Here is a 6485-nt window from a genome sequence, read left to right on the forward strand (position 1 = left end):
GCGGCTCAGAGACACCACTGTGTTACTCTGCGCGTCGGCGCCTCTCGTTCAGGCGCTTTTCTCATACCGCCTAGCTGACGACTGGAAACCAGGAATCCTGACCATGTCCAGCCAGCCTGTACAACTGCCCAACCCCAACCAGAACCATTTGCTTGCCGCCATGCTGGACGCCGACTTTGCGCGCCTGGCGCCGCACCTGGAGCAGGTGCCGATGCGCCTGGGCGACGTGATCTACGACTCGGGCGACAAGATTCACCATGTGTATTTCCCCACCACCGCCATCGTTTCCTTGCACTATCTGCTGGAGAACGGCGGCTCGTCCGAAATTGCCGGTGTCGGCAACGAAGGCGTGGTGGGCGTGTCGCTGTTCATGGGCGGCGACTCCACGCCCAGCCGCGCGGTGGTGCAGACGGGCGGCATCGGCTTTCGCCTGAAGGCGCACCTGCTGATGGAAGAATTCAACCGCGCCGGCCCCGTCATGCGCCTGCTGCTGCGCTACACGCAGGCGCTGCTCACCCAAATGTCGCAGACGGCCGTCTGCAACCGCCACCATACGGTGGAGCAGCAGCTGTGCCGCTGGCTGCTGCTGACCATGGACCGCCTGCCCGGGCGCGAGCTGACCATGACCCAGGAACTGATCGCCAATATGCTGGGCGTACGGCGCGAGGGCGTGACGGAATCGGCCGGCCGCCTGCAGGCGCGCGGTTACATCAGCTACCGGCGCGGCCATATTTCGGTGCTGGACCGCGCCGGCCTCGAAAACACCACCTGCGAATGCTATGGCGTGGTGAAGAAGGAATTCGCGCGCTTGCTGTCGGACGTGCGCCAGCGCCAGGCCTGATCCCGCCACGCTCCTGTTTTTCCCTATTGTTGTCACAACCCGGGCCACACCATGAACACAGTTGAAAAGATTCCACCCGGCGTGCCGTCACGCTGGCCGGTGGCGCTGGCATTTTCCTTCAGCGCCATCGTGCTGCTGGCGATCGGCGTGCTGGCCTGGCGCGGGCCGTCCGACACGGCCATCCTGATTGCCGTGCTGATCGTGCTGCTGCTGGTGCTGCTGGCCGCCCTGTACCGGCGCACGCTGGCGGCCGGCCTGCCGCGCCAGCTGCTCAAGGCGGGCGCCTTGCAGGACGCGATTTTCAACAGCGCCAATTTTTCGTGCATCGCCACCGATGCCCAGGGCGTGATCCAGATTTTCAATGTGGGTGCCGAGCGCATGCTGGGCTACGCCACCAACGAAGTGGTCGACAAGCTGACGCCGGCCAGCATTTCGGACGCGCAGGAAATCGTCGCGCGCGCCGCGGCCCTCTCCGCCGAACTCGATACGCCCATCACGCCCGGCGTCGAGGCGCTGGTGTTCAAGGCCAAGCGCGGCATCGAAGACATTTACGAGCTGACCCATATCCGCAAGGACGGCAGCCGTTTTCCCGCCATCGTCTCGGTCACCGCGCTGCGCGACGCGCAGAACAAGGTGATCGGCTACCTGCTGATCGGCACCGACAATACGGCGCGCAAGCAGGTCGAGGCCGAACAGGCCATCCTCGACAAGCGCCTGCAGGAGCAGGAAGCGTATACGCGCTCGCTGATCGAGACCAACAACACGGAGCTGGAAAAAGCGCGCCAGGTGGCGGAGAAGGCCAACCGCGCCAAGTCCGAATTCCTCTCCAGCATGAGCCATGAACTGCGCACGCCGCTCAACGCCGTGCTGGGATTCGCCCAGCTGATGGCGTCCGACGTGCCGCCGCCGACCCAGCCGCAGCAGCGCTCGATCGACCAGATCCTCAAGGGCGGCTGGTATCTGCTGCGCCTGATTAACGAGATCCTCGACCTGGCCATGATCGAGTCGGGCAAGGTGACCATGTCGGAAGAGGCGATGTCGCTGCTCGACGTGCTGCAGGACTGCGAGGCGATGATTTCGCCGCAGGCGCAGAAACGCGGCATCGGCATGCATTTCCCGCGCGGCGGCAATGCCTTTTATGTGCATGCCGACCGCACGCGCGTGAAACAGGTGATGATCAACCTGCTGTCGAACGCCATCAAGTACAACCAGAGCGGCGGCAGCGTGCAGGTCAAGTGCAGCCAGCGCGGCGACCGCGTGCGCGTCAGCGTGACCGATACCGGCGCCGGCCTCGACGCGAAACAGATGGCGCAGCTGTTCCAGCCGTTCAACCGCCTGGGCCAGGAAAACAGCACGGAAGAAGGCACCGGCATCGGCCTGGTGGTCACCAAGCAGCTGGTCGAGCTGATGAAGGGCAAAATCGGCGTCGACAGCACGGTCGGCGTGGGGACCACTTTCTGGGTCGAATTCAAGGCCTCGCGCGCGCCGGAACTGGTGCTGGGCGAAGGCGAAGTGCTGCCGGTGGTGCAGGAAAATTCGGACACCCAGCGCACCTTGCTGTACGTGGAAGACAATCCGGCCAACCTGGCGCTGGTCGAGCAGCTGATCGCGCGCCGCAGCGACCTGAAACTGCTGACCGCCATCGACGCCCATCTGGGCATCGACCTGGCGCGCACCTACCAGCCGGACGTGATCCTGATGGACATCAACCTGCCGGGCATCAGCGGCTTCGGCGCGCTGCGCATCCTGCACGACGATCCGGCGACCAGCCATATTCCCGTGATGGCGCTGTCGGCCAACGCGGTGCCGCGCGATATAGAAAAAGGGCTGGAAGCGGGTTTCTTCCGCTACCTGACCAAACCGATCAAGGTTGTCGAATTCATGGAGGCGCTCGACGTGGCGCTGCACCATGCGGCCAAGCATGGCCTGGCCGACGACACCACCGCAGCACACTGATACCGCATTTATTAGGATTACCGCCATGCTACAAGCTACCGAGATACTGAACGCCAGCATCCTGATCGTCGACGACCAGGAAGCCAATGTGATGCTGCTGGAACAGGTGCTGCGCAATGCCGGCTACACCCGCATCACCGCCACCATGGACCCGCAGGCCGTGCGCGCGCTGCACCAGCAGCACCGCTACGACCTGATCCTGCTCGACCTGCAGATGCCGGAAATGGACGGCTTCGAAGTGATGGAAGGCTTGCGCGACCTCGAAGCGGGCAGCTACCTGCCGGTGCTGGTGATTACCGCCCAGCCGGGCCACAAGCTGCGCGCGCTGCAGGCCGGCGCCAAGGACTTCGTCGCCAAGCCGTTCGACCTGGTGGAAGTGAAAACGCGCATCCACAACATGCTCGAAGTGCGCCTGCTGTACCAGAAGCTGGCCGACTACAACAAGTCGCTCGAACTGGCGGTGCAGGAACGCACGGCGGAACTGCGCGAGAGCGAAGCGCGCTTCCAGCGTTTCACGGAACTGTCGTCGGACTGGTACTGGGAACAGGATGCGGACGGCAACCTGACGCGCTTTTCCGGACCGGTGGCCGAAATGCTGGGCATCGGCAGCGAAGACGAACCGCAGCGTTGGAACGCCACCGAACGCGCGCTGCTCGACGAAAAAATCGCCGCGCGCGAACCGTTCCTCGATTTTATCTACAGCCGCCAGAATCTCGACGGCACGACCCAATACCTGCAGGTCAGCGGCGAGCCGATGTTCGACAATGGCAGCCGGTTCGTGGGCTACCGCGGCATCGGCCTCGATGTCACGGCGCGCCGGAAGGGCGGCTGATTTATACTGGCAGCTGTTCGCATAGCCCAGGAAAAATCATGTCCGACAAATCTCCTTCCTATTGGTTTCCTGCCAAGAGCTACGGCTTTGGCTGGGGCCTGCCGATCACCTGGCAGGGCTGGCTGGTATTCATCGGCGCGCTGGCGCTGTTCGCCTGCGGCGCGGTGCTGTTCCCGCCACAGCAGCTGCTCGTTGCCTATATCGTCTATGAAGTCGCGGTTGCCGCGCTGCTGATCGGCATCTGCTGGTGGAAAGGCGAGCCGCCGCGCTGGCGCTGGGGAAAAAAGAAATAATCATCTGGCCACGCGATCTGAAACGCGTATAATTGGCCCGCTGCCGCAAGGCGGCAAACGCTAGGGGTCCTGCTCTTTGCTGTGGAAACACGGTGAAGCGCGGGTGAGAAATACCCTCCGAACCTGATCTGGATAATGCCAGCGAAGGGAAGCTTTAGGATGAACGCACCTCGCCCTATCCGCGTGCGCGCAGCCGAACCTCCTTAGCTGGCTCCAGGCTTAAAAAAGTCTAGCCAAGGAGCCAAAATGAACGCCAATCCGAAATTCCTCTCCGCCACCGCCACGGTCGACCAGGCCGCCATCGCGCCGCTGCCCAATTCCCGCAAGATCTATATCGAAGGCAGCCGGCCCGACATCCGCGTGCCGATGCGCGAAATCAGCCAGTCCGACACGGAAGCGTCGTTCGGCGGCGAAAAAAACCCGCCGATCTACGTCTACGACACCTCCGGCCCGTACACCGATCCCGAGGTCGCGATCGATATCCGCTCGGGCCTCGGTACGCCGCGCCTGCCGTGGATACTGGAGCGCGCCGACACCGAAGAGCTGCCCGGCCCGACCTCGGACTACGGCATCGCGCGCCTGGCCGACCCGAAACTGGCCGAGCTGCGCTTCAACCTGCACCGCAAGCCGCGCCGCGCGCTGGCCGGCAAGAACGTCACGCAGATGCACTACGCGCGCCAGGGTATCGTGACGCCCGAAATGGAGTTCGTGGCGATTCGCGAAAACATGCGCCGCAAGGAGTACCTGGCCGAACTGAAGGCGTCCGGCCCGATGGGCGAGCGCATGGCCGAGATGATGGGGCGCCAGCACCCGGGCCAGTCGTTCGGCGCCAGCATTCCCGCCGAAATCACGCCCGAATTCGTGCGCGAGGAAGTCGCCCGCGGGCGCGCCATCATTCCCGCCAATATCAACCACCCGGAAGTCGAGCCGATGATTATCGGCCGCAATTTCCTGGTCAAGATCAACGCCAATATCGGCAATTCGGCCGTCACCTCGTCGATCGGCGAGGAAGTGGAAAAGATGACCTGGGCCATCCGCTGGGGCGGCGACAATGTGATGGACCTGTCGACCGGCAAGCATATCCACGAAACGCGCGAATGGATCGTGCGCAACAGCCCGGTGCCGATCGGTACCGTGCCGATCTACCAGGCGCTGGAAAAGGTCAACGGCAAGGCCGAAGATCTGAGCTGGGAGATTTTCCGCGATACCTTGATCGAACAGGCGGAGCAGGGCGTCGACTACTTCACCATCCACGCCGGCGTATTGCTGCGCTATGTGCCGCTGACAGCCAAACGCCTGACGGGCATCGTTTCGCGCGGCGGTTCGATCATGGCCAAGTGGTGCCTGGCGCATCACCAGGAGTCGTTCCTGTACACGCATTTCGAGGAAATCTGCGAAATCATGAAGGCGTATGACGTCTCGTTCTCGCTCGGCGACGGCCTGCGCCCCGGCTCGATCTATGACGCCAACGATGAAGCCCAGCTCGGCGAGCTGAAAACGCTGGGCGAGCTGACGCAGATCGCCTGGAAGCACGACGTGCAGGTGATGATCGAGGGCCCCGGCCACGTACCGATGCAGCTGATCAAGGAGAACATGGACCTGCAGCTGGACCAGTGCGGCGAAGCGCCGTTCTATACGCTGGGACCGTTGACCACCGATATCGCACCGGGCTACGACCATATCACCTCGGGCATCGGCGCCGCGCTGATCGGCTGGTACGGCACGGCCATGCTGTGCTACGTGACGCCGAAGGAGCACCTGGGCCTGCCGAACAAGGCCGACGTCAAGGACGGCATCATCACGTACAAGATTGCCGCGCATGCGGCCGACCTGGCCAAGGGCCATCCGGGCGCGCAGCTGCGCGACAACGCGCTGTCCAAGGCGCGCTTCGAGTTCCGCTGGGACGACCAGTTCAATATTGGCCTGGACCCCGACAAGGCGCGCGAATTCCACGACGAGACCCTGCCCAAGGACTCGGCCAAGGTGGCGCATTTCTGCTCGATGTGCGGTCCGCATTTCTGCTCGATGAAGATCACCCAGGAAGTGCGCGAATACGCGGCCGGCATCGGCGTGGCGGAAGAGCAGGCGCTGAAACAGGGCATGGAAGTCAAGGCGATTGAATTCATCAGGAACGGCGCCGAGCTGTATCGCAAGGTCTGAGGACGCGCCATGATCGACATCATGCTCAACGGCGCCCCGCACCAGGTGCCGCCACAACACACGCTGGACCAGCTGGTCGAAGCGCTGTCGCTGCAAGGCCAGGCGCTGGCGCTGGCCGTCAACCGCTCGGTGGTGCAGCGGAAAAACTGGCCGGCGCATGTACTGCAAGCGCAGGACCAGGTTGATATCGTGCGCGCCATCGGCGGCGGCTGAAAACGGCCATCAAAACCTGCTGCGCGTCGGTATTTGCGGCCTTTTCCAGCCACAACACCCTTCCGCTCGCTACGGTTTTGTCTGGCGTTCCAATATATTGAAAGAACAGAACATGCATACCGAAACACATAACGACTTGCTGACCATCGCAGGAAAAACCTATGCCTCGCGCCTGCTGGTGGGCAGCGGC

The 6485-nt window shown here is 63.1% G+C and carries 6 protein-coding genes and 1 riboswitch; all 6 genes read left to right on the forward strand.

The features are described 5' to 3' along the window. Nucleotides 1-103: 103 nt before the first annotated feature. The 6 genes from RTQ46_RS11480 (at nt 104) to thiS (ending at nt 6295) form a co-directional block, all read left to right on the forward strand. Complete coding sequence (locus RTQ46_RS11480; protein ID WP_312436653.1) at nt 104-841, forward strand: Crp/Fnr family transcriptional regulator; 738 nt, start codon at nt 104-106, stop codon at nt 839-841. A gap of 51 nt (nt 842-892) precedes the next feature. Further along, the gene (locus RTQ46_RS11485; protein WP_312436654.1) at nt 893-2797 is read left to right on the forward strand and encodes an ATP-binding protein; all 1905 of its coding nucleotides are present in this window, start codon (nt 893-895) and stop codon (nt 2795-2797) included. Between the two features lie 25 nt (nt 2798-2822). After that, nucleotides 2823-3629 (forward strand): response regulator, encoded by an 807-nt coding sequence (locus RTQ46_RS11490; RefSeq protein ID WP_312436656.1) that lies wholly within the window; start codon nt 2823-2825, stop codon nt 3627-3629. A 38-nt stretch (nt 3630-3667) separates the two neighbouring features. Then, nucleotides 3668-3922, forward strand: coding sequence for a hypothetical protein (locus tag RTQ46_RS11495; protein ID WP_312436657.1), 255 nt, complete (start codon nt 3668-3670; stop codon nt 3920-3922). Nucleotides 3923-3974: 52 nt separating this feature from the next. Next, nucleotides 3975-4089: riboswitch (TPP riboswitch) on the forward strand. 79 nt (nt 4090-4168) lie between these two features. Further along, nucleotides 4169-6082, forward strand: a complete 1914-nt coding sequence (gene thiC, locus RTQ46_RS11500; RefSeq protein WP_312436659.1) for a phosphomethylpyrimidine synthase ThiC — start codon at nt 4169-4171, stop codon at nt 6080-6082. Between the two features lie 9 nt (nt 6083-6091). After that, nucleotides 6092-6295: a sulfur carrier protein ThiS gene (thiS, locus tag RTQ46_RS11505; RefSeq protein WP_312436661.1), complete on the forward strand. Its 204-nt coding sequence runs from the start codon at nt 6092-6094 to the stop codon at nt 6293-6295. The last annotated feature ends 190 nt before the right edge of the window (nt 6296-6485 follow it).

Origin of the sequence: Janthinobacterium sp. (genome assembly GCF_031995485.1) — a bacterium.
Taxonomy (GTDB): Bacteria; Pseudomonadota; Gammaproteobacteria; order Burkholderiales; family Burkholderiaceae_D; genus Janthinobacterium.